Origin of the sequence: Nocardia sp. CA-290969 (assembly GCF_050936135.1) — a bacterium.
Lineage (GTDB): Bacteria > Actinomycetota > Actinomycetes > Mycobacteriales > Mycobacteriaceae > Nocardia.
Map to the genome: position 1 here is coordinate 894,467 of NZ_JBNJNJ010000001.1, position 22,188 is coordinate 916,654.

A 22,188-nucleotide genomic window follows, 5' to 3' on the forward strand; every position below is an offset into this window, starting at 1 on the left:
AAGGAGGCTGTCATGCAGAACGTCACGGAAGTCGGCGCCGGCGTCGAGTACGCGGATGTCGTGATCATCGGATCGGGTTTCGGTGGGCTCGCCGCCGCCAAGCAGTTGGCGAAGGCGGGTGTCGATTATGTCCTGATCTCGAGCACGCCGGAACACCTGTTCCAGCCACTGCTGTACCAGGTCGCCACCGGGGTGTTGGCGTCCGAGGAGATCGCGCCCCCCATCGCGAACATCCTGCGCCGGCACAAGGAGGCGGATGTGCGACTGGGCAAGGTCAGCGCCATCGAGCCGGACGCCGCGATCCTCACCTACGAGACTCCGGAGGGCACGCGGCGTATCCGCTACGGTTCGCTGATCGCGGCCACGGGCGCCAGCCAGTCGTATTTCGGGCGTGACGACTTCGCCGACAAAACCTATTCGCTGAAAACCATCGACGACGCGAAGCTGCTGCGCGCCCAGATCCAGCGGGTGTTCACCGAAGCCGCCGACGCCGACCCGGAGACCCGCAAGCGGCTGCTGTCGTTCGTGGTGGTCGGTGCCGGTGCGACCGGTGTCGAGGTCGCCGGGCAGCTGAAGGAACTCGCCAAGCGCTACTACCACGAGGACGTATCGGTAACCCTGGTGGAAGGCGCGGGCGCGGTGCTACCGCCGTTCGGCGGCGGACTGTCGGAATACGCGAAGAAGTCGCTCACCCGCAGCGGCGTGGACGTACTGCTCGGCACCTTCGTGACCGATATCGAGGACGGGCAGGTCACCGTCAAGGACAAAGAGGGCGCGCAGCGGCAGATCGAAGCCGAGACCATCGTCTGGTCGGCGGGTGTGCAGGCCGGCGGGTTCGCGAAACTGCTCGCCGAAGCCACCGGATGCGAAACCGACCGCGCCGGCCGGCTGCTGATCAACCCCGATCTGACCGTCGGCGGCTACGCCGATATCTACGCGATCGGCGATATGACCTCGCTCAACGGCTACCCGGGCCAGTCGCCGGTCGCCATGCAGGAGGGCCGCCACGCCGCCGATATCATCAGCCGCGACAAACACCCCGGCACGCCGTTCGTGTACTGGGACAAGGGCAGTATGGCGGTGATCAGCCGGTTCAGCGCCGTCACCAAACTCAACGAGCGCATCACCTTCCGCGGCACGCTCGCGTGGATCATCTGGCTGGCGGTGCACCTGTTCTACCTGGTGGGCTTCCGGAATCGCTTCGCGGCGATCCTGTCGTGGCTGGTCTCCTTCATCGGCACCGGGCGGCCCGGGTTCGCCGAGGTCGAGAAGGAGCGGCGGGCGCAACCACGCGAGGTCGAACGAACAGCCGCCTGACGCGCGGCCATCTCGGAAACGTGCACCGGCCGGGAACCCGAGCCATCGGTGCCGAGCCGGCACACGCGGCCGGGCCTGGTCGAGTGAGGTCCGGCCGTGTCGCGGCGGGACGGCGGTGACCGCTGCGTCCCCGGCGTCCGGAACGGGCGGCCGGTGAGGGTAACCACCCGCGGCCGGTGTTCCGTCCGCTCGGTACCCAGCGCCGCCGGATGTCCGTCCTCGCGTGAGCACCGACTCCACGTACCGGCGGCCGCGGCGGCCCACGGCCCGGTGGGGGCAGGTGTGCGCCTGAGGGACCAACTACCGGGAACCTGCTGGTGAACGCCCGGTGTGAGCTACATCTCGTTCACCGAACCGGCATACCCGCGACACTTCGCGGACGCTCCGGCGCAGTGTCGGACTGGCCTCCTTAGCTTTATGGCTATTACGTCCGTGCTGACAGCGCCGGCTCGACCGGCCGGCAGCGAGGATCACCGGTCCCGATACGCACTGATCGTCTCCTCCGATACCGACCATCGCATCGCGGCGCAGCGACTGCGGTACAACGTTTTCGCCGGCGAACCCGGGTTCCAGATCCCCGACGACGGTACGGGCCTGGACGCCGACAGATTCGACGACCACTGCGACCATATGCTGGTCCGCGACGAGGTCTCCGGCGAATTCGTCGGTTGTTACCGGATGCTGCCGCCGGACAAGGTCGCGGCGGCAGGCGGTTACTACACGGCCACCGAGTTCGATCTGACGGCACTGGATCCGAACGGTATGCGGATCGTCGAGATGGGCCGGGCCTGCGTGGTGCCCGAGCACCGCAACGGCTCGGTACTCACCCTCATGTGGGCCGGGATCCTGCACTACATCCAGCTCACCGGCTACGACTGGGTGATGGGCTGCGCGTCGGTGCCCATGCGCAACCGTCCGGAGGACCCGGCCGGGGTGAACGTACGCGGGGTGCGCGACCTGCTGCTGAGCAAGCATGCGTGCGCGCCCGAAAAGCGGGTGCGGCCCTACCGCCCGGTGGTGGTGGACGGGGTGGCGCTCGACGATCTGCCCGCGCCCGCCCGCCCGAAACTGCCGCCGCTGCTCAACGGGTATCTGCGGCTCGGCGCCGAGGTCTGCGGAGAACCCGCCCACGACCCGGATTTCGCGGTGGCCGATTTCGTGGTGCTGCTGGGCCTGGACACCATCAACACCCGCTATCTGGACCGGTTGCGCGGCGCGGCCGCGAATTTCGAGGGCGGGCGGTGAACCGATGCCGGTCAGGACATTGGAAGAGCAGGCCGCCGACGTAGCGTTACCGCAGCATTCGTGGATGCCCGCGAGCCCCTGTGAGACCGGCTGTGTGCAGCACAGCGCCGAGGTCGGTGTACTGCGCGCGGGGCTGCGGGCGGCGAGCGCGCTGTCGATACTGGCCGCCTATCCGTTCGCGCATATCGTCACGCCGCCGTCGCGGCGGTCGGTGGTGCAGCGGAAGTTTGCGGGAATGTTGTTGCGCAGCTGCGGTATCCGTCTGCGGGTGGTGGATCGCCGGGGCGGCGACGGGCGCGCGTTGTTCGCGCCGTCCGGTACCGGGGTACTGGTGGCCTGCGGGCATATCGGCTGGGCGGACATCATCGTGCTGGCGTCGGTACAACCCCTCGCGTTCGTGGCGCGCGCGGATCTGATCGATTGGCCGTTGCTCGGGCGGCTCGCCCGCATCATGCGGGTCGTTCCGATCGAGCGGGAGCGGCTGCGACAGCTACCGGAGGTGGTGGAGCAGGTGGGGCAGCGACTGGTGGCGGGGGAGCGGATCGGATTCTTCCCCGAGGGCACCACCTGGTGCGGCCGGGCCTACGGGAAACTGCGGCCCGCGATCTTCCAGGCCGCCGTGGACACCGGCACCCCGGTGCAGCCTGTGCGCTTGCGCTATCTGGACCGGCACGGTCATCGGTCGACCGTCCCGGGATTCGTGGGTGACGATACGTTGATCGGCTCGGTGACCCGGGTGCTACGGGCGCGGGGTCTCACCGCCGAGGTCGTGCTGGCGCCCGTCGAGCAGCCGGGGATCGACCGGAAGGATCTGGCGCGGCGATGCGAGCGGGCGGTGCGGGCCGAGGAGCTCTCCGATGCCGCGCATGCGGTGCTCGCCGCGGCCGATCGGCAGTTGACGAAGGCGGTGGCCGCGCCCGCCTGATCGAACGTCGGATTTCGGCCGGGCCTCGAACATGGGCCCGGCCGAAATCGGCCTACAGTGTATCGCTCATGTATGTACCGCTGAACAACGGTAACATGTTCGGATTCGATCAGAACGCGCTCCCGGTGCCGGGAAGGCCGGGAAGTCCGATCACCGGCAACGGCAGATGAGGCAGCGACGGCAGCAGCACCTGCGGCATCGGCAGGACCGCGGGCGGCGCCGGCGGGATATAGGGGTTGGGTACGTTCCAGGTCTGGTTCGGGGATCCGCCGCTGTGCTCCTCCCGGTCCCAATCGGCCGGCGCGTCGTAGTCGCTACCGCGGTTGCCGCCGTAGCCCGCATGCGAATCGTGGTCCCGGTAGCCGTTGCCGCCGCTGTTGAACTCGTCGTTCCAGCCGTCGTAATTGTGCTGGTTGTGGTCCCGGTAGCCGTAGTTTCCGTTGTCGTCCCAGCCGAAGCCGTTATCGCCGATGCCGTAGTCGCCGGAATCGTTGTCGCCCAGATCGTTGTCGCCGAAGCCGTGGCTGTCGTCGTTGCCGAAACCGCTCGAATCGTCGGAATCGCTGATCGAGGTGGCGGTGACCGGATCGGCCAGAGCGGTGCCGGCGGCGACGGCGACCGGCGTCAGGGCGAGAACCGCGAGGGTGGCGAGCCGGGCGGCGATACGGCGGGTGCGCGGTGCGGGGGTTCGGTTCATCGTGGAGTTCCTCACTCGTCACGCCCCTGTGGATCGGTGGGGCGGAGCACTTCTTGGAGCGCTTTATCGATACACCACATACCGTACCGCTATCTAACGGCACGATCAATAGGTAATTTCGAGCTGCTGTGATTCCGGGTACTGAGCACCGCGAGGTCGGCCTCCGGCGCGACGAGCCGGCGCGGGGCGGCCTTCGCAACCGCGAGTCGCACAGGCCGTTGTGGCCCCTCGCCGGGAAACCCGGCTACGGTGGTTCGCAGCGGGCGCGAACAGCCTGCTTCGCTCTCGAGATCAACTTCAGACGTCAACCGAGCAGGTCCGCCGGCGCCGTGGGCGGGTGCCGGCATATCAGCAGGGCCGCCGATGACCCTCGGCGGTGATCCAGGACGGTTCCGGGTCCGGCGAACCGATCGACTACCCAGGATTGTGGGGCAGTGAAGTATGGCGATAAGCCAGGTAGCGGTGTATGCGCACCTGAACGCCACCGAAATCGAGGCGCTCGGCAACGAACTCGACGAGATCCGCCGCGATGTCGTCGACGGTCTCGGTGCTCGCGACGCGCGGTACATCCGGCGCACCATCGCTGCTCAGCGGGTGCTGGACGCGGTCTCGCGGCTGCTGATCGGCTACAGCCCGCGGCGGACCGGCCGGCTCGCCGGAACCGGCGGGCTGGCACTGGCGAAGATCATCGAGAACATGGAGATCGGCCACAATGTGAGCCACGGCCAGTGGGACTGGATGAACGATCCGGAGATCCACTCCATATCATGGGAGTGGGATATGGCCGGGCTCTCCGCGCAGTGGCGGCATGCCCACAACTACCGGCACCATCTCTACACCAATGTGCTGGGGCTCGACGACGATATCGGGTTCGGTGTCATGCGGGTGACCCGCGACGAGCGGTGGCGGCCCGGGCACCTGCTGCAACCCCTGCGGAATCTGCTGCTGGCAGCCACCTTCGAATGGGGGATCGCCTCGCAGGGCTGGTACCTGGAACGCAAGTTCGGGCGCACGCCGGCGGGTGGCGGTGGCCGCGGGCTGGTGGCGAAAATCGCCCGGCAGGTGGGGAAGGACTATGTGGTCTTCCCGGCATTGAGCGGCCGCCGGTGGCGCCGGACGCTGGCCGCGAACGCGGCCGCCAATCTGATCCGCAATCTGTGGGCGTATCTGGTGATCTCCTGCGGCCATTTTCCCGACGGCGCGGAGAAGTTCGAACCCGGCGCGGTCCACGACGAGACCCGGGCGCAGTGGTATCTGCGGCAGATGCTCGGCACCGCGAATTTCGATGCCGGACCGGTACTCGCCTTCCTCAGCGGGCATCTCTCCCACCAGATCGAACACCACCTGTTCCCGGATCTGCCGAGCAACCGGTATCGGCAGGTCGCGGTGCGGGTGCGGGCGGTCTGCGAAAAATACGATCTGCCGTATACGACAGGGCCGCTGCCGCGGCAAGCCCTGCTCAGCCTGCGCACGATCCACAAGCTCGCGCTGCCGGACAGTCTGCTCACCGCGACCTCCGACGATGCGCCCGAAACCGCGTCCGAGCGCAGATTCCCGGCAGCCGGCCGCGGCGGGGGCGGTCTGCGCACCGCGTTGCGGCGGGGAAAGGCGACGGCCCGGGGCGGTAGCGCGTAGGGTGGAGAGGGCCCTGTCCCCGCGCGCCCTCGCGCCGCGGGCCCTGGACCATCGGGTTGACGCGCAATCCGGTCCCCTCGGGCCGAGTCAGGAGTATCGATCACAGCACCGGATCCGATCGGGACCCGGGCGCTGCCCATGATGCCCGAGCGGGCTGCCGGGGTGCACGGTACGACCGGCACCCGCCCCCGCGGGCGGACAGGGCCGGGCAGCGCACCGGCCGGATATCCGAGGCCCGCGCCGTCCACCGCGACCACGCACCGCGCGTCCATCGCGACACCATCTACGACCGGAGTTTCCTTATGCACGAGAGCAATCTGTTCAGTCACGTCCCCGCGGAACCCGAGGTCTATCCGACCTCGGGCATCGCGAATCAGCCGGTGTTCTCCAACGCCGCCGCCGAGCACCGCGCGGCCGGTGAGGCAGCACCCGACGAGGGCGCCGAGCGGCCCTGAGAGCCCGGTGAACCTGTGGACCGTACGGGCACCGAGCGCAGGTGGGCGGTGAGCCGCGCCCTGCGGCCCGGTCAGAAGATCCTCAGGTTCCCGAGATAGACCTTGCCACCGACCGAGACCGGTGTGTACTCACTGGTGACCTCCCATACCCGGTCGGTGGCGTCCCACACTTCCAGTGAGTGGCCCGAACCGGTGGAGTCGTCGGTGGCGACGGCGATCCGGGTGCCGTCCGTGCCGAGCGGCGTACCCTCCGGTACGTAGCCGGGAATCACGTATTCACCGGTGTAGGCGTCGATCACACGACCCGAATCCGAGGTTGCGATCAACGTGCCGACACCGAACAACTCCAGTGGTTCGGAACTGTCTTCGGCGCTGTAGGACTCGTTCTCCCACAGCACGGTCCCGGTGCGCGGGCCGATTCCCGCATAGGTCGTCTTGTCACCGTCCGTCCGGACGACGATCGGCACCGATGTCTCGACCGGGCCCTCCTCGGACGCGGTCGGCAGATGCGGGCCCGGGAGCCAGCCCGCCGCGATATCTGCGGTTTTGACGCCGTTGCGGTCATATACCGCGGGTGGGGAGCCGTCCTCGGCGAGGACGAAACCGTCGACGAAAACGTTCCACTGATCGTTATCGATCCCCTCGACCGAATCGCGCCGGAACACTTCGTGTCCGTCTTCGAGCCGGATCACCCGGAATTCCCATTTCGACAGCGGCCGCCCCGGGGCCGGGGCCGATTTGATCACCGCCAGCCGGGCCGCGTCGAATACGTCGATCCAATGGTGGTTTTCGGGCGAGGGCCGGGCATCGGGCCAGCGGATCGCCGGTAGTTCCCGGCCGTCGGTACCGATCGACCGCAATACCGGCGGCCACCCATCGGTGCTGTCCACGAACACGAACCGCGCGCCGGCGGCGGTCAGGTCGAAAATATGTTCTCGCGCGGTGAGGGTGGTGATGATCCGCCCGGCCGCGAGATCGATGATCACGACGGCATCGTCCGGTACCGACGCGCCCTGCAGACCACAGGCGGCCGACGAACGGGTGTCGTCGACCACGCAGCGGTCCAGATTGCGCTGACTCGCGTCCACTTCGATCGGTGCGGTGCCGTCCCGGAGCCGGCCGGTGTTCGCGTCGACGATATCGAGGTAGTCGAGGGTGTTACCGTCCGCCAGACGGACCTCACGGTGGATGAGCACGACCTCGGAGTCCCCGCCGAGCGCCACGGTGTCCCCGGCTTCGGAACCGGGCGGGCCCGGAGTTTCCTGCAGCGTCCAGACCGGCCTGTCCGGCCGGGTATCCAGTGCCGGCAGGATCGGCGTCACGGGCAGGCGGGGTAACTGCGCCGCTTCCCCCGCAACCGCGTTCTGCTGAACTGCCCGCACCCCGAGCACACCGGCGACCACCAGCACCACCGTGGCAACCAGTGTTCCGATGAGCAGTGCGGTCCGGCGCCGAGTCGTTCGACGTTCCCGGAGCTCCGGACCGGGCGGCGGTGTCGGTGGAACCCGGTGCTGCCGGCTGCCCGTGGCCGGGTCGGCCGTCATCGGCACCTGATGACCGGCCGAAGCCTGCGGCGGCCGCAGCGCGAGGACATGGGCGAGGGCGGCCGCGAATTCCTTGCTGCTGGGAAAACGCTGCTCCGGGCTCTTCGCCATCGCCCGGGCCAGTACCGAATCCACGTACGGCGAGAGGTCCGGCCGTTGCGCGCGCACACTCGGCACCGGCTGCTGCGCATGAGCCATGATCACCGCCACCGGGTTGGTCCCGGTGAACGGCTGCGTCCCGGTGAGCATATGAAAAGCGGTGGCGGCCAGTGCGTACTGGTCCGATCGCGGGCCGACCGGGAGCCCCTGCATCTGTTCGGGTGAGGCGTAGGCGACAGTGCCGACGGTCAGACCGGTGCCGGTGAGGTCCGAGGTCTCCAAGGATTTCCGGGCGATCCCGAAATCGGTCAGCAAATAGTGACCCGTGCCGGCGAGCAGGATGTTCGCGGGTTTCACATCCCGATGAACCAGCCCGCGGGCTCCCGCGTAGTCGAGTGCGTCGGCCACCTCGGTGACCGCCCGCACCACATCGGCCGCGGGCAACCCGCCCGGCGCCGTCCGCAGCATCGCCGAAACGTCGGCACCGTCGATCAATTCCAGCGCGATCCACAACCGCCCGTCGAATTCGCCACGGTCGTGAATGCTGACGATGCCGGGATGCGACAACTGCGCCGCCAGATCGGCCTCACGCTCGAAACGGCGCCGGTAGGAATCGTCACGAGCCAGCGGCGCGGCAAGCACCTTCACCGCATCCGAGCGCGGCAGCCGTGGATGCCGGGCCGCGTACACCTCACCCATACCACCGGCGCCGAGCAGACGTTCGATGAGATAACCGGCGAACACCGAGCCGGGCGTCATTGTGGCCAACGTCCGTTTCCTCCCATACATGCCGGTGCGATGATCACACCGTATTCCGCACTTCTGGGCAACATCGCGGACGGCCGGCCGGCGCAGGTTCGGTGTGCCGAGCAGCCGGGCAACTTCTCATGCCACCTCGATGACAACCTTGCCTGCGGTGTGACCGTTCTCCACGGTGGCGAGGGCTGCCGGGGCGTCCGAGAGCGAATGGACCGCGGAGATCACAGGTGCGAGGACGCCGTCGAGAGCCAGCCGGGCGGACCGCTCCAGGTTCTCGCGGTCGAGGCGACGTTCGACGAAACGTCCACCGAGATCGGACACCGACGCATCGCCCACGGCGATGACGTTGCGCGCGTTCCGGGCCAGCCGGGCGACTGTCCGTAGCGAGGTGCCTCCTACCAGGTCGACGATCCCATCGGCGCCGTCCGGAACCAGCTCGCGTGCCGCGGCGACGACGTCGCCCGCGGCGTAGTCGATGAACCGCACCCCGACGGCCTCGGCGTGCTCGCGTTTGGCGGCGCTCCCGGTGCCGATCACTCGCAGCTCGCGGGCGCAGGCCAGCCGGGCAACGGCGAGGCCGACCCCGCCGCCGACCCCGTTGACCACGATCGTGGCACCGGCCGGGAGATCGAGCTGGTCGAGCACATCCACCGCGGTCGTCCCGGCCACCGGCAGCGTTGCCGCCACCGCCGCGGACAGCCCCGCCGGCGTGCGTGCCGTGTTGTCTGCGGAGAGCACCGTCGTCTCGGCGTACGTGCCGCCACCGGTGAGTGCGAAACCGAAGACCGCGTCACCGACCCCGAGCCCATCGACGTCCTCGCCCAGGGCGAGCACGGTTCCCGCCGCCTCCATGCCCAGCACGCGGGGAAAAGGACGGCCGCCGTCGAGTCCGGGGACCAGGCCCTCGCGCAACAGATAGTCGAGGGGATTGACCCCGGCGACACCGACCCGGATCAACACCTCACCGCGCCCCGGGACGGGGTCGGGGCGATCGAAGAACTCCTGCACCTCGGGCCCGCCATGCTTGCCGAAACCCCACGCCTTCCCCATTTTCCGCCGCCTCTCGTGTGACCGTCCCGGTGGTTCCGGGCACTGCGGCCATCGTCACCCCTCACATCGATGTAAGGGGCAACTGGGTGAGAGGCAGGTCACGGTATCGGGTCGGCTATGCGACCTTTTCCGAGCCGGTGGTGAGCTCCGCCCGGTGCCGGGCATTGGCTTCGATCAGCACGTCGAGCGCATCCCGGGTCTGGATCAGATGTGCGATCTCGGCGTCGATCCGGTCGCGTTCGCGCGTCATCGTCGCGAATGCCATCTCGGCGATTCCCTCATCGCCGGGGGTCTCCACGCACGGCAGCACCGATGCGATCACCCGGCTGGACATACCCGCGTCGAACAGCTGCCGGATGAGCGCCACACGCTCTACCGCGGTCTCGGAATAGTGCCGCTGCCCGGCCTCGGAGCGCGAGCTGGTCAGCAGGCCCTGCTCCTCGTAATACCGCAGTGAGCGCGGACTCACGCCCGTGCGCGTGGACAGCTCGCCGATCCGCATCCTCGGACTCTACGCCCGCGTGCTCCCGGGATCCGGGCCGCCGGCGCCGGGGGTGACGTGGGCGCGGATCGTCACCCGCGCCGGCCCCGGCCGCGAGCACGCCGAGATCTCCGGGCTCGCGCCGCCGCTCGTGCAACCCGTAGGTGACATCGGTCCGCTGCCCGAACGCGTCGCCGGATACGCGAAACTGTGCGGCCCGGGCAGGACGGGTGATCCGAAATCTTGCCCGCCGAGCCGTTTCGCTGTTTTCGAGGAGCTGGATCAGGCGTTTCCTGGCCGGGTGGTGAGCACGTCGAGGGCGGCAGCGTGCACGCCCGGCGCCGAGGCGAGATAGCTTTCGCTGGTCAGCTTCCACGGTGTGCCGTCCAGGGCGGTCACCATGCCTCCGGCTTCCTGGACCAGCAGCACACCTGCGGCGTGGGCGCGGACATTGTCGAACTGCCAGTGCACGTCCATCCTGCCGGCGGCGACCTGGGCCAGCTGGTGGGTAACCGGCACCGAAACCCGCACCTGCAAAGCGGATTTCGACATCGCGATGAACGAGGCAGCTGTCCGCTCGGCGAACTCGGGGCCTTGGCCCGGTCGGGCCTGGCCGGTACCGGCCAGCGCGCCGTCCAGTGCGGTCTTGACCGAAACCCGCAGCGGTGCGCCGTTGAGCAACGCCCCGCCGCCCTCGGTCGCGGTGAACATCTCGTCGAGAACCGGGAAGTAGACCACCGCGAGCACCGGGCGGCCGTCACGGACGAGGCTGACCCCGATGTTCCAATCGGGCATACCGTGGGCGGCGTTGACGTTGCCGCCGACCGGGTCGATGAGCCACCACTGGCCCATGTCCAACGGCCCCGATCCGTGTTCGTCGTCGAGCCAGCTCGCGTTCGGCAGTGCCGCGGTCAACGCCGGGCGCAAGACATCGACCACGGCCGCGTCGTTGGCGCGAAGGTGCGCGAGCAGGTCGGGGAGCCCGGGCTGCCGGGACTCGATGGAATAGCGCGTCATCATCCGAGCGCCGGCGTGGCGGACGGCGGCGACGGTGGCTGCCAGCAGTTCTCCGCTCATGGCAATACTCCTGTAGTTGAATGAAACGAATTGATATCTGGATAGGATTTACTCTTGTGCAATTGGATTTGAATCTGCTGACCGCGCTGGACGCCCTGCTCGAGGAGGGCAGCGTGCGGGGCGCGGCCCAGCGGCTGCAGCTGTCCTCGCCCGCGGTCAGCCGCACTCTCGGCCGGTTACGGGCCGTGACCGGAGACGACATCCTGGTGCGCACCGGCCACTCGATGGCACCCACTCCGTACGCGGTATCGGTGCGCGAGGAGGTACACCGGCTGGTCGAGCAAGCCCATGCGGTGCTCTCACCGATCCGCGAACTGGACCTCGCCGAGATGGAGCGCACGTTCACGATCACCTGCCACGACGCGGTGGCCGTAGCAGTGATTCCGGTGTTGGCCGCGCGGATCGCGCAGCAGGCCCCCGGTGTACAGCTGCGGGTGCTCGCGGAGAATCCCGTCGACACCGACGATCTGCGACACGGCCGGGTCGATCTGGAACTCGGTGGCAGCAGGCCCGGACTGCCCGAATTCCGTTCCGAGCCATTCGGTGACGATCGGCTCGTCGTAGCGATGCGCGCGGATCATCCGTGCGCCCAAGGACTCGACCTGGTGTCCTACGCGGCGCAGCCGCATGTGGTGATCTCCCGGCGCGGGCGTCTCACCGCCCCGATCGACGACGTGCTCGAGGCCGAAGGGCTTCGGCGGCGGGTGGTCGCGGCGGTGGCGACGGTGTCCACGGCTCTGCAGATCGCCGCCCGCGGCGACGCGCTGGTCACGTGCACGCACACGCTCGGCCGCCCGCTGATCGATGCGTTCGGGCTCATCGCTCTGCCCTTGCCGGTCGAGTCCCCGGCAGCGGTGATCAACTGCAACTGGCATCAGCGCTACGATTCCGATCCTGCTCACGCGTGGCTGCGTGAGCAGGTTCGAGTGTCACTCGCGGAGATCACCACCGGTTGACTACTCTGCCAACGGAAGTGCCACGGCACCGGGATGTTCCGGCGCTTCGGCTTCGTCGAGCATGGCCGCGGCGACGGTTTCCCGGCTGATCTTCACCCCGAAGTCCAGTGGTGCCCCGGCCGCCAGGCCGACGGTGCGCCGGCGGGGGCTTTCCGGCCCGTCGGCGAGCATCCCGGCATGGAAGACCGTGCCACCTGCGGCGAGGATGGTGTTGTCGGCGTCGACCTTGTCGGCCAACCGATCGCCCAGCACCGCGGCGAGCATTTCCGCGCCGGCTACCTCTGCCGACCTGCCCGTGCCGTAGGCGCCGAGCCAGATGACGCGGCGTGGGCCGGCGGCGACGACCGCCTCGGCGCCGGCGAGCAGAGTGCCGGCGCGGTCGGTGCCGAGCGCGGACAGGACCACCGATTCTTCGTCCACAACGGCGGCGATGCCGGCAGCGTCGTTCACCTCCCCGGCTACCTTGCGCAGATTCGGCGAGTCGGCCACGGCGATCCGGTCGGGGTTTCGCGCGATGGCGGTCACGGTGTGACCGCGATGCAGCGCCTGTCGGGTGAGGGCGAGTCCGGTCTGTCCGGATGCCGCCAGGATGGTGAGGTTCATACCGAGAACGCTAGGGACGTCTCCAATTAACATCAAGTGCAAGTATCTGATGCCATAAGTTACCCAGACGCAATCCGTTCTATCGCCCGTCCGCTTTCTTGACTGGCGACCAAGAGGCGACCTAACCTGACTTCCGAAATTTCTTGATCAATGATCAAGAAGCGGGAGAAAGGACCACCCGATGGGCACCACCGGACAGTCGCCGACCTCGATCGATACGAGCGCGGACACGAGCCGGCAGGAAGTGCGGTTCGTGTCCGGTGGGCAGGAATGCGTGGCGTGGCTCTACACCGCGCACGACGCGCGGACCCCCGGGCCGATGGTGGTGATGGGGCACGGGTTGGGCGCGGTGCGGCAGATGCGCCTGGACGCCTTCGCCGAACGGTTCGCCGCGGCGGGCTGGTCGGTGCTGGTCTTCGATTACCGGTATCTCGGCGCCAGTGGCGGGCAGCCGCGGCAGCTCATCGATATCGGCGCTCAACTGGCGGATTGGCATGCCGCGCTGGCGTATGCGCGATCCCTGCCGTTCGTCGACACGCAGCGGATCGCGGTGTGGGGCAGTTCGTTCGGTGGAGGGCATGTGCTGCAGGTAGCCGCAGCGGACGGCCGGGTCGCGGCGGTGGTGGCACAGTGCCCGTTCACCGACGGCCCGGCCTCGACGCTGGCGCGGCTACGCGCCGGCGTGCCGAGCATGCTGATACTCGGCGGGGCAGCGCTGCTGGATACCGTCGGGTCCTGGTTCGGTGCGCGTCCGGTGCTGATGCCCATGGCCGGGCCGTCGTGGCTGCCGGGGTTCCTGGTCTCGCCCGACACCGTGTCCGGTGCCTCGCAACTCGTTCCCGCCGGAACCCTGTTGTCGGCGCGGACCAGCGCCGCGTTGCGCCGGCTGCCGCGATTGCGCGCCCAGCTCGCACCCCACCTCGAACTCTCCGGCAACCTCTCCCCGGCCGAACCGGGTATCGGCCGCGACAGCCTCTGGGGTGTACTGACCGGTCCCCGCGGCAGTTTCACCGCCGCGAACGCGCTCTCGGCCCGGCTGGCGCTACGGCTACCGTTCTATCGGCCCGGTCGCGCCATGGTGCGCATTCAGGCTCCGACGCTGGTGTGCGTGTGTGACCACGACGCCGTTGCTCCCGCTGCCGCCACCATCGCCCACGCCGCCGACGCGGCCCACGTCCACATCCGGACCTACCCGTGCGCACATTTCGACATCTACGTCGGCACTCACTTCGAACAGGCCGTCCGCGACCAAATCCTCTTCCTGGCAGAGCAATTCGGCGACACCGCCGCAGCCCACCACTGACGAACCGGGACACCGGGGCGGGCCGGCCCGGGTGTCAGGGCGTGGTCGTCACGGCGAGACCGCGGGCGCTGCGGACCAGGGTCGAGATCACCGCTCGCTTACCGGGCTCGTCTGCGGGGTGCATCAGCAGGCCCTCGATGACGAACACCCCCAAGGTGATCACCGCGTCGAGATCCTGATCGGTGCACCCGAGTTCGATCAGCTCGATCCGGAACAGGTCCTCCGCCAGCGTGTGGAACCGGTCATGCCACTCACCGACCGTGGCCGATTCCTTGGACCGCGCGTGGACCGTGGTCACCAACCGGTTCACCTGTTCGAGTTCACCGACCATCCACACGAGCCGATCGGTCAACTCGACCTCCGCGACCGCGCGGTAACGGTCCATCGCCTCGGTGAGCACCTCGTCCAGCACCGCGATCAACACGGCGTCCTTGTCCTGGAAATACCAGTACACGGTGTTGGACACCACCCCGGCCTCGCGCGCGATGCGCGTCATCGATACCGACTCGTAGCCCTGCCCGACGAACAATCGCCGCGCGGCCGCCACGATCTCCGCACGCTTCTCCGCGCGATCACGCGGACGTCTGTTACGAGGCATCAACCATCCGATCGCTTACCGGCCGTCTGGCCCCGATGCTATCTCGGTCAACACCCAAGACTCATGCAGACGTACACCACCTCCAGCACTTGCCGCGACCTTGCTACTCGCGGCGCCACCCGCCCTCAGACCAGCTCGGGGACGCGCAGGTGGGCGAGCGCGACCTCGAAATCGCCGACTTCGAGCACGTTGACACCGGCTCGGCGGGTACCTTCGCGGCGTAGGGTCTCGAGTTGTTCGCGGTTTCGTTCGATCGCGTCGGAACTGTCGAACGTCTCGCATGCGACGCCGCGTCCGGTTGCCCGGTCGATCAGCAGGCTCGTGCTGCAGAATCCCGGCAGCTGTTCCAGTTGCGCCGCGACCATGGATTTGTAGGTCTCGACCGCTGCGTCGAACCGGCCCAGATCGGCGGCCTCGGCCCAAGTGACCTGGGCGCACGCGCCCTCGCGTATGCGATGGTCGCGGTGCATGGCCCCGACCTCCCACTGCTCGACCCGCGCCGAATCGGCACCGAACAGCTGGACGGCGCGGTCACGGAGCGAATGCACCTGATCGGCGCTCTCGCGCATCGCCTCCTCGGACTCCCACGATGTCGTCGCGATGCAGCGACCCGACGCCCGGTCGACCAGCAACGACATCCCGATACAGCCGGATATGGCCTCCAGGGCCGGCATCACCCGGTCGCGTACATGCGCGATCCCGGCGTCTATCGCGGGGGGCTTCGCTTGAATGGTTGTAGAACGTGCGTACACGATCGACTCCCTCTGTGCTCAGGGCAGCGCCCCGGTGGCACCACCGATGCCCCCCACACTTCTCTCGCGGGACTGCCATAGCAATAGCTCGGAAATAACCCATATCGATCGCGTCGGAAGCGCCGCTGACAGCGCAGAGTGCCGCAGCCGCGGTACCGGCGCCTGCGGCGGAACGGCGCCGACGTCCTGATCCTGGACGTGTGCCGATTGTCAACGCCGTTGTGCCGGGACCGTTCCCGACGAGATGATGGCCTTCGTCCTCGACGACCCCGGCGCCCGCGCCGCGGTCGAGCGGCAAGTCCCGCTCGGGCGGGTCGGCAGCTCCGACGACATCGCAGGCACCGCGATCCTTCTATCGTCACGTGCCGGTACGTATCTCACCGGCACGGTGATCCCGGTGGACGGGGCATCAGCGGCGCCCGCTGAAAGGTGCGAGCGAGGTCGCACGCAGACCCGGCCTCGGCGGTGGGTTCGGGCGTCGAACCCACCATCGAAGCGCTGAGACCGAGTGACATCCCTTCTGTCGTGGACCCGGGAATGCCGGTGGTGCCTGCACTGTTGTCAGTCCCGTGCGAATCGTAGAAAAATCGTAGAAGCAGGGGGGAGACCCCAAAGATGTGCAGGTCAACGGTGGGTTAGGCTTGATCGGTCATGAAGTCGGCTTTCCCGGGTGCGGTCAACGGTGTGCCCACGACGGTTTACCTCGATCATGCGGCGACCACACCGATGCTGCCCGTCGCCATCGAGGCGATGAACGCTGTCTTCACGCACGGCGGTAACGCCTCCTCGCTGCACGGATCGGGCCGGGCGGCCCGCCGGCGGCTGGAGGAGGCGCGCGAATCGATCGCCGCCGATCTGGGGGCCCGGCCGTCCGAGGTGATCCTCACCTCCGGCGGAACCGAGAGCGACAATCTCGCGGTCAAAGGGATCTACTGGGCCCGCCGCGACGCCGATCCGCGCTGTACCCGCATCCTGGCCGGAGCCACCGAACACCATGCGGTGCTCGATACCGTGGAATGGCTGGAACGGCACGAGGGCGCGCGGGTCACCTGGCTGCCGGTGGACGGCGACGGAATCGTCGCGCCCGAGACGCTGCGCGCCGAACTCGCCGAGAATCCCGCGGAGGTGGCGCTGGTCACCGTGATGTGGGCGAACAACGAGATCGGCTCGATCCAGCCGATCGCGGAACTGGCCGAGATCGCGCGTGCCGCCGGGGTGCCCATGCACAGCGACGCGGTGCAGGCCGCCGCGCAACTACCCATCGACTTCGCGGCCAGCGGGCTGGCCGCCGCCAGTTTCGCCGGCCACAAACTCGGTGGCCCGCACGGGGTGGGTGTGCTGCTGCTCGGGCGGCAGGTGGGTTGCGTGCCGCTGCTGCACGGTGGCGGGCACGAACGCGATCTCCGGTCGGGGACCTCCGATGTGGCCGCCACGGCCGGGCTGGCCGCCGCGCTGCGCTGGACGGTGGCGGAAATGCCCACCCGGACAAAGGAACTGACCGGGTTGCGGGACGACCTGATCGCCGGGGTGCGCCGGATCGCGCCGGACGCGGTGCTCAACGGCCCGCACGACGATCGCCGGTTGCCCGGCAACGCGCATTTCACGTTTCCCGGCTGTGAGGGCGATTCGCTGCTGATGCTGCTGGACGCCGCGGGGATCGAATGTTCGACCGGTTCGGCGTGCACGGCCGGGGTGGCCTCGCCGAGCCACGTCCTGATCGCGATGGGTGTCGAAGCTCGGGAAGCGCGCGGTTCGCTGCGGTTCTCCCTCGGCCACACCTCGGTGCGGGCCGATATCGACGCTTTGCTGGAAGTATTACCGCAAGTGGTGGAACGAGCCAGAGCCGCGGGCCTGGCCGGTGCGAGAGGAGGTGCGTAGCGTATGCGCGTACTCGCCGCGATGAGTGGTGGAGTGGATTCCGCGGTGGCGGCGGCACGGGCCGTCGACGCCGGGCACGAGGTGGTCGGGGTCCATCTGGCGCTGTCGAGCGCGCCGGGGACCCTGCGCACCGGTTCGCGGGGCTGTTGCTCCAAGGAGGACGCGGGTGATGCCCGCCGGGCCGCGGATGTGCTCGGTATCCCGTTCTACGTCTGGGACTTCGCCGACCGCTTCAAAGAAGACGTGATCGACGATTTCGTCGCGGCCTACGCCGCCGGTGAAACGCCGAACCCCTGCCTGCGCTGCAACGAGAAGATCAAATTCTCCGCGCTGGCCGACCGGGCCGCGGCGCTCGGCTTCGACGCCGTGGTCACCGGGCACTACGCCCGGCTGGCCGACGGTGTGCTGCGCCGGGCCGTGGATGCGGACAAGGATCAGTCGTATGTGCTCGCGGTACTGACCGCCGAGCAGCTGCGGCGGGCCATGTTCCCGGTGGGTGACACCCCGAAACCGCAGATCCGCGCCGAAGCCGCGGAACGCGGCCTGGCGGTGGCCGATAAACCGGACAGCCACGACATCTGCTTCATCCCCTCCGGCGACACCCGGGCGTTCCTCGGGGCGAAGATCGGCATCCGGCCGGGCGCGATCGTCGACCGGCAGGGCGCCGAACTCGGGCGGCACGACGGTGTCCACGGGTTCACCATCGGACAGCGCAAGGGTCTGGGTCTGCCCGGGCCCGGGCCGGACGGGAAACCGCGCTACGTCACCGAGATCGATCCGGACTCCGGCACCGTGCACGTGGGGTCGGCCGGTGATCTGCAGGTGTGGAGTATCGACGCCGAGCGGGCCGTCTGGACCGGCGGCGTGGCGCCGGACGGGCCGGTCGAGTGTGTGGTGCAGGTCCGCGCGCACGGCGGTACCGCACCCGCCACGGCGGAAGCTGTCGGTGCCGGGTTGCGGGTGCGGTTGCACGAACCGCTCAGTGGTGTCGCCCGTGGTCAGGCGGCCGTTCTGTACCGGCCGGATGCGGCCGGTGACGAAGTGCTGGGCAGCGGGACCATCGCCGCCACCTCGCGTACGGCACCGGCCGGCGCGCCCCGATGACCCCAGGCGGTATCCCGGCGGGGGTGGCGACGGGGGTCGGGTCGTGGCCCGGCACCGACCCGCGCGAGGCGGCCGCGGTGATCGTCGGCGAACTGCCCGGACTACCGCATCTGGTGGAACTGCCCGGGCGTGGTGTGGGCGCCGATACCGTCGGACGAGTGTCGGCGCTGCTGGTGGATATGCGTTTCGATACCACCCCGCGGGGCTATCGGCTGGCCGCGCGCCCCGGTGGGGTGTCGCGGCGCGCACACGATCTGCTGCGCACCGATCTCGACGCGCTCCAGGAGGCCTGGGAGAACGCCGGCCTGCGCGGTAGCGGGCGGCCGGTGAAGGTGCAGGCGGCGGGTCCGCTGACCCTGGCCGCGCAGGTGGAGCTGCCGCACGGCCATCGGGTGCTCACCGACCGCGGCGCGGTACGCGATCTGGCGGATTCGCTGGCCGAAGGGCTGGCCGCGCATATCGCCGAAATCGCGGCCCGGCTCGAGACCGAGGTCGTGCTGCAACTGGACGAACCGTCACTGGCCGATGTGCTCAACGGTTCGCTGCGCGGGGCGAGCGTGCTGAACACGGTCCCGGCCGTGCCCGAACCGGAGGCGTTGTCGATTCTCGACGCGGTACTGGCACCGCAACGGGTGGCGACTCTCGTGCACACCTGCGCGAACCGTCCGCCGCTGGATTTCCTGCGCCGGTCCGCGGCCGGCGCGCTCGGCTTCGATCTCGCGACCCTTTCCGGGACGGCCGGCCTGGACGCGGTGGGCGAAGCGCTGGACGCGGGCAAACACCTGGTGCTCGGAATGGTGCCGACAACGAAGCCCGGCACCCCGCCGACCTGGCGGGACATTGCCGAGCCGGGCGCGCGCTTGATGGATCGGCTCGGGTTCCCCCGCTCCGAACTGGCCCGGCGGGTGACGGTCAGCCCCGCGTGCGGACTCGGCGGCGCATCACTGGGCTGGGCGCGGGATGCGCTGCGCTTGGCCGCGGACACCGCGAAGGCCTTCGCGCAGGATCCGGAATCTCTGGTGCCGCAGTAGGTTTCGCCGCATCCGGGCGTCGGCGCAGCCATCGGGCAGACAGTTGCCCGGCGGCCACCGATTCGGGGAGATGCCGTCGACAGTCGCGGTCGGCGCGCGACGCGTTTCATGTACTTGCCGGGCCACCGCTCACCACCAGGTCCGGGCAGCGGCGTCCCGCTGTCGTCATCGGGGCATGTGCGCGTGGCGCCCAGCGCAGCCCAGGCGGTCGTGTGGTGTTTCCGGTGTGTTCGCCGCGGACCGCAACGGATGCCCGACCCGGTCGGCTCGGGGGCGGCGACGTGCAGATATGTGACCGGGAGTGTCGGTGGCCTCGACTAATCTGCCAGATGTGAGTGAGACCGGAGCCCCCACCGAACGGGATATCGCCACCGGCGAGGCCGCGCCGCCACCGGCCGCCGGGGAAGAACGCGTCCGCTGGCAGGAACTCGCCGATACCGTGCGCGAACACCAGTTCCGGTACTACGTCCGGGACGCGCCGATCATTTCCGACGGTGAATTCGATCGGCTGTTCCAGCAGTTGCTGGCGCTGGAGGAGAAGTTCCCCGATCTGCGCACCCCCGATTCGCCCACCCAGCTGGTGGGTGGCGGTTTCGCCACCGATTTCACCCCGGTGGATCACCTCGAGCGGATGCTTTCGCTGGACAATGCCTTCTCCGAGGCGGATATGCGGGCCTGGGTAACGCGGGTGGAGGAGGAGACCGGCCCGGATCTGCACTATCTGTGCGAGGTGAAAATCGACGGGGTCGCGCTCAATCTGGTCTACCGCAACGGGAAGCTGGTGCGCGGTGCCACCCGCGGGGACGGGCGCACCGGTGAGGACGTCACGCTCAACGCGCGGACCATCGAGGACATCCCGGGGGAGCTCACCGGAACCGACGAGTTCCCCATCCCCGGCCTCTTGGAGGTCCGCGGCGAGGTGTATTTCCGGCTGGAGGATTTCGAAACCCTCAACGCCGCGATCGTGGCGGAAGGTAAACCGCCGTACGCGAATCCGCGCAATACCGCGGCCGGTTCGCTGCGGCAGAAGGATCCGTCGGTCACCGCGCGGCGCCGGCTGCGGATGATCTGCCACGGCCTCGGGCGCACCGAAGGATTCACGCCCCGCTCCCAGCACGACGCCTATCGGGCGCTGGCTGCCTGGGGTCTGCCCGTATCTGCACATACCGTGCTGGTGCAGGGTGTCGACGCCGTGCTGGAGCGGATCGCCTACTGGGCCGAGCACCGCCACGATATCGAGCACGAGATCGACGGCCTGGTGGTGAAGGTCGACGAACTGCTGCTGCAGCGCCGGCTGGGCTCCACCTCCCGGGCGCCGCGCTGGGCGATCGCCTACAAATACCCGCCGGAGGAAGCCACCACGAAACTGCGCAATATCGCGGTGAACGTCGGGCGCACCGGGCGGGTCACGCCGTTCGCGGTGATGGAACCGGTGGTGATCGCCGGGTCCACGGTCGCGATGGCTACCCTGCACAATGCCGCCGAGGTGGTGCGCAAGGGTGTGCTGATCGGCGATACCGTCACCATCCGCAAGGCCGGTGACGTGATCCCGGAGGTGCTGGGTCCGGTGGTGGACGCCCGCACCGGCGACGAACGCGAATTCGTGATGCCCACCCACTGCCCGGAATGCGGGACCGAACTCGCCTACGAGAAGGAAGGCGACGCCGATATCCGCTGCCCGAACCAGCGCACCTGCCCCGCGCAGCTGCGGGAGCGGGTGTTCCATGTGGCCGGTCGCGGCGCCTTCGATATCGAAGCGCTGGGCTACGAGGCGGCCGTCGCGCTGCTGAACTCCGGTGCGATCACCGACGAGGGCGACCTGTTCGACCTCGACGCCGAACGGTTGCAGAACGTCTCGCTGTTCGTGAATAAGAACGGCAGCCTCTCGGCCAACGGCCGCCGCCTCCTGGACAATCTCGCCGCCGCCAAGGACGTCCCGCTGTGGCGGGTACTGGTCGGGCTGTCCATCCGCCACGTCGGGCCCACGGCCGCGCGCGCCCTGGCCGCCGAATTCGGCAGTCTCGAACGCATCGAGCAGGCATCACTCGAGGAGCTGTCGGGCGCGGAGGGCGTCGGGCCGACCATCGCGACCGCGGTCGCGGAATGGTTCGCCGTCGGCTGGCATCGCGCCATCGTGGACAAATGGCGGGCCGCGGGGGTCCGGATGGCCGACGAACGCGACGCATCGATCCCCCGCAACCTCGAGGGCCTGTCCATCGTGGTCACCGGATCGCTCCAGGGCTTCTCCCGCGACGGCGCGAAGGAGGCGATTCTGCAGCGCGGCGGGAAGGCCGCGGGATCGGTGTCGAAGAAAACGGCGTTCGTGGTGATCGGCGATTCGCCCGGCTCGAAGGCCGCCAAGGCCGAGGAACTCGGTGTCCCGATCCTCGACGAGGACGGTTTCCGCACGTTGCTGGAGTCGGGTCCGGACGCGGTGCGGCCCTCGAGCGGCTCGAGCCCCGGACCGGAAGCCTCGGACGAATAGTCGCAGGGCGAGTCCGGGTCAACGGGACGGGTTTCGCCCTCCGACAGCGACCGAAACCGACGCGACCAGCAGGCCGACTCCGGTCAGCGCGAGCACGACCGGAAAATCTGTATTACGCGGGAACGGAAGGTAGCTTGGGCCGTCGCTCTTCTTTGTCGAGCAGTCGCCCGTCGGACCGCATTCCCAGGACATCT

General features: G+C 68.8%; 19 protein-coding genes and 1 pseudogene. 12 read left to right on the forward strand and 8 right to left on the reverse strand.

All coding sequences use genetic code 11. From position 1 onward, the window contains the following. The first annotated feature begins 12 nt into the window (after window positions 1-12). From ACQEVO_RS04245 to ACQEVO_RS04255, 3 genes are all read left to right on the forward strand, one after another. Entirely contained in the window at window positions 13-1,317 is a 1,305-nt protein-coding gene (locus ACQEVO_RS04245; protein ID WP_432909065.1) for an NAD(P)/FAD-dependent oxidoreductase, read from the forward strand. A 417-nt stretch (window positions 1,318-1,734) separates the two neighbouring features. Continuing rightward, entirely contained in the window at window positions 1,735-2,562 is an 828-nt protein-coding gene (locus ACQEVO_RS04250) for a GNAT family N-acetyltransferase (protein WP_432909067.1), read from the forward strand. A 64-nt stretch (window positions 2,563-2,626) separates the two neighbouring features. Beyond that, the gene (locus tag ACQEVO_RS04255) at window positions 2,627-3,487 is read left to right on the forward strand and encodes a lysophospholipid acyltransferase family protein (RefSeq protein ID WP_432909069.1); all 861 of its coding nucleotides are present in this window, start codon (window positions 2,627-2,629) and stop codon (window positions 3,485-3,487) included. 109 nt (window positions 3,488-3,596) lie between these two features. Here the strand turns inward: ACQEVO_RS04255 and ACQEVO_RS04260 are convergent, their stop codons facing one another. After that, the gene (locus ACQEVO_RS04260) at window positions 3,597-4,184 is read right to left on the reverse strand and encodes a hypothetical protein (RefSeq protein ID WP_432909071.1); all 588 of its coding nucleotides are present in this window, start codon (window positions 4,182-4,184) and stop codon (window positions 3,597-3,599) included. Window positions 4,185-4,625: 441 nt separating this feature from the next. Between ACQEVO_RS04260 and ACQEVO_RS04265 the strand changes: the two genes are divergently transcribed. Further along, a complete protein-coding gene (locus ACQEVO_RS04265; protein ID WP_432909073.1) occupies window positions 4,626-5,819 on the forward strand; it encodes a fatty acid desaturase family protein in 1,194 nt (397 codons plus the stop codon). Between the two features lie 302 nt (window positions 5,820-6,121). Next, window positions 6,122-6,274 carry a hypothetical protein gene (locus ACQEVO_RS04270; protein ID WP_432909075.1) on the forward strand — a complete coding sequence of 51 codons (153 nt, stop codon included), beginning with the start codon at window positions 6,122-6,124 and terminating at the stop codon, window positions 6,272-6,274. A 71-nt stretch (window positions 6,275-6,345) separates the two neighbouring features. On the opposite strand, the gene ACQEVO_RS04275 is transcribed toward ACQEVO_RS04270, so the two are convergent. The 4 genes from ACQEVO_RS04275 to ACQEVO_RS04290 form a co-directional block, all read right to left on the reverse strand. Further along, the gene (locus ACQEVO_RS04275) at window positions 6,346-8,676 is read right to left on the reverse strand and encodes a protein kinase domain-containing protein (protein WP_432922317.1); all 2,331 of its coding nucleotides are present in this window, start codon (window positions 8,674-8,676) and stop codon (window positions 6,346-6,348) included. A 126-nt stretch (window positions 8,677-8,802) separates the two neighbouring features. Further along, the gene (locus tag ACQEVO_RS04280; protein ID WP_432909077.1) at window positions 8,803-9,726 is read right to left on the reverse strand and encodes a quinone oxidoreductase family protein; all 924 of its coding nucleotides are present in this window, start codon (window positions 9,724-9,726) and stop codon (window positions 8,803-8,805) included. Between the two features lie 115 nt (window positions 9,727-9,841). Next, window positions 9,842-10,228 (reverse strand): MerR family transcriptional regulator, encoded by a 387-nt coding sequence (locus ACQEVO_RS04285; RefSeq protein ID WP_432909078.1) that lies wholly within the window; start codon window positions 10,226-10,228, stop codon window positions 9,842-9,844. A gap of 261 nt (window positions 10,229-10,489) precedes the next feature. After that, window positions 10,490-11,284, reverse strand: a complete 795-nt coding sequence (locus ACQEVO_RS04290; protein ID WP_432909080.1) for an inositol monophosphatase family protein — start codon at window positions 11,282-11,284, stop codon at window positions 10,490-10,492. 56 nt (window positions 11,285-11,340) lie between these two features. Here ACQEVO_RS04290 and ACQEVO_RS04295 point away from each other — a divergent pair, with 56 nt between their 5' ends. Then, complete coding sequence (locus tag ACQEVO_RS04295) at window positions 11,341-12,240, forward strand: LysR family transcriptional regulator (RefSeq protein ID WP_432909081.1); 900 nt, start codon at window positions 11,341-11,343, stop codon at window positions 12,238-12,240. Here the strand turns inward: ACQEVO_RS04295 and ACQEVO_RS04300 are convergent, their stop codons facing one another. Then, window positions 12,241-12,843, reverse strand: coding sequence for an NAD(P)-dependent oxidoreductase (locus ACQEVO_RS04300; protein ID WP_432909083.1), 603 nt, complete (start codon window positions 12,841-12,843; stop codon window positions 12,241-12,243). It lies immediately after the preceding gene. 181 nt (window positions 12,844-13,024) lie between these two features. Here ACQEVO_RS04300 and ACQEVO_RS04305 point away from each other — a divergent pair, with 181 nt between their 5' ends. Further along, window positions 13,025-14,146, forward strand: a complete 1,122-nt coding sequence (locus ACQEVO_RS04305) for an alpha/beta hydrolase (protein ID WP_432909084.1) — start codon at window positions 13,025-13,027, stop codon at window positions 14,144-14,146. Between the two features lie 34 nt (window positions 14,147-14,180). Here the strand turns inward: ACQEVO_RS04305 and ACQEVO_RS04310 are convergent, their stop codons facing one another. After that, the gene (locus ACQEVO_RS04310; RefSeq protein ID WP_432909086.1) at window positions 14,181-14,744 is read right to left on the reverse strand and encodes a TetR/AcrR family transcriptional regulator; all 564 of its coding nucleotides are present in this window, start codon (window positions 14,742-14,744) and stop codon (window positions 14,181-14,183) included. Window positions 14,745-14,869: 125 nt separating this feature from the next. Next, window positions 14,870-15,496 (reverse strand): antibiotic biosynthesis monooxygenase, encoded by a 627-nt coding sequence (locus ACQEVO_RS04315; RefSeq protein WP_432909088.1) that lies wholly within the window; start codon window positions 15,494-15,496, stop codon window positions 14,870-14,872. 209 nt (window positions 15,497-15,705) lie between these two features. Between ACQEVO_RS04315 and ACQEVO_RS04320 the strand changes: the two are divergent. The 5 genes and pseudogenes from ACQEVO_RS04320 to ligA all read left to right on the forward strand — a co-directional run. Beyond that, window positions 15,706-15,902: pseudogene (locus tag ACQEVO_RS04320) on the forward strand (SDR family oxidoreductase); the annotation flags it as partial. 245 nt (window positions 15,903-16,147) lie between these two features. After that, window positions 16,148-17,374: a cysteine desulfurase family protein gene (locus ACQEVO_RS04325; RefSeq protein WP_432909089.1), complete on the forward strand. Its 1,227-nt coding sequence runs from the start codon at window positions 16,148-16,150 to the stop codon at window positions 17,372-17,374. Between the two features lie 3 nt (window positions 17,375-17,377). Further along, on the forward strand, window positions 17,378-18,478 hold the full coding sequence (mnmA, locus tag ACQEVO_RS04330; protein WP_432909090.1) for a tRNA 2-thiouridine(34) synthase MnmA: 1,101 nt from the start codon (window positions 17,378-17,380) through the stop codon (window positions 18,476-18,478). Beyond that, window positions 18,475-19,509, forward strand: a complete 1,035-nt coding sequence (locus tag ACQEVO_RS04335) for a methionine synthase (RefSeq protein ID WP_432909092.1) — start codon at window positions 18,475-18,477, stop codon at window positions 19,507-19,509. The genes mnmA and ACQEVO_RS04335 overlap by 4 nt, the downstream gene beginning before the upstream one ends. 364 nt (window positions 19,510-19,873) lie before the next feature. Then, the gene (gene ligA, locus ACQEVO_RS04340; protein ID WP_432922320.1) at window positions 19,874-21,994 is read left to right on the forward strand and encodes an NAD-dependent DNA ligase LigA; all 2,121 of its coding nucleotides are present in this window, start codon (window positions 19,874-19,876) and stop codon (window positions 21,992-21,994) included. Window positions 21,995-22,188 lie beyond the last annotated feature (194 nt).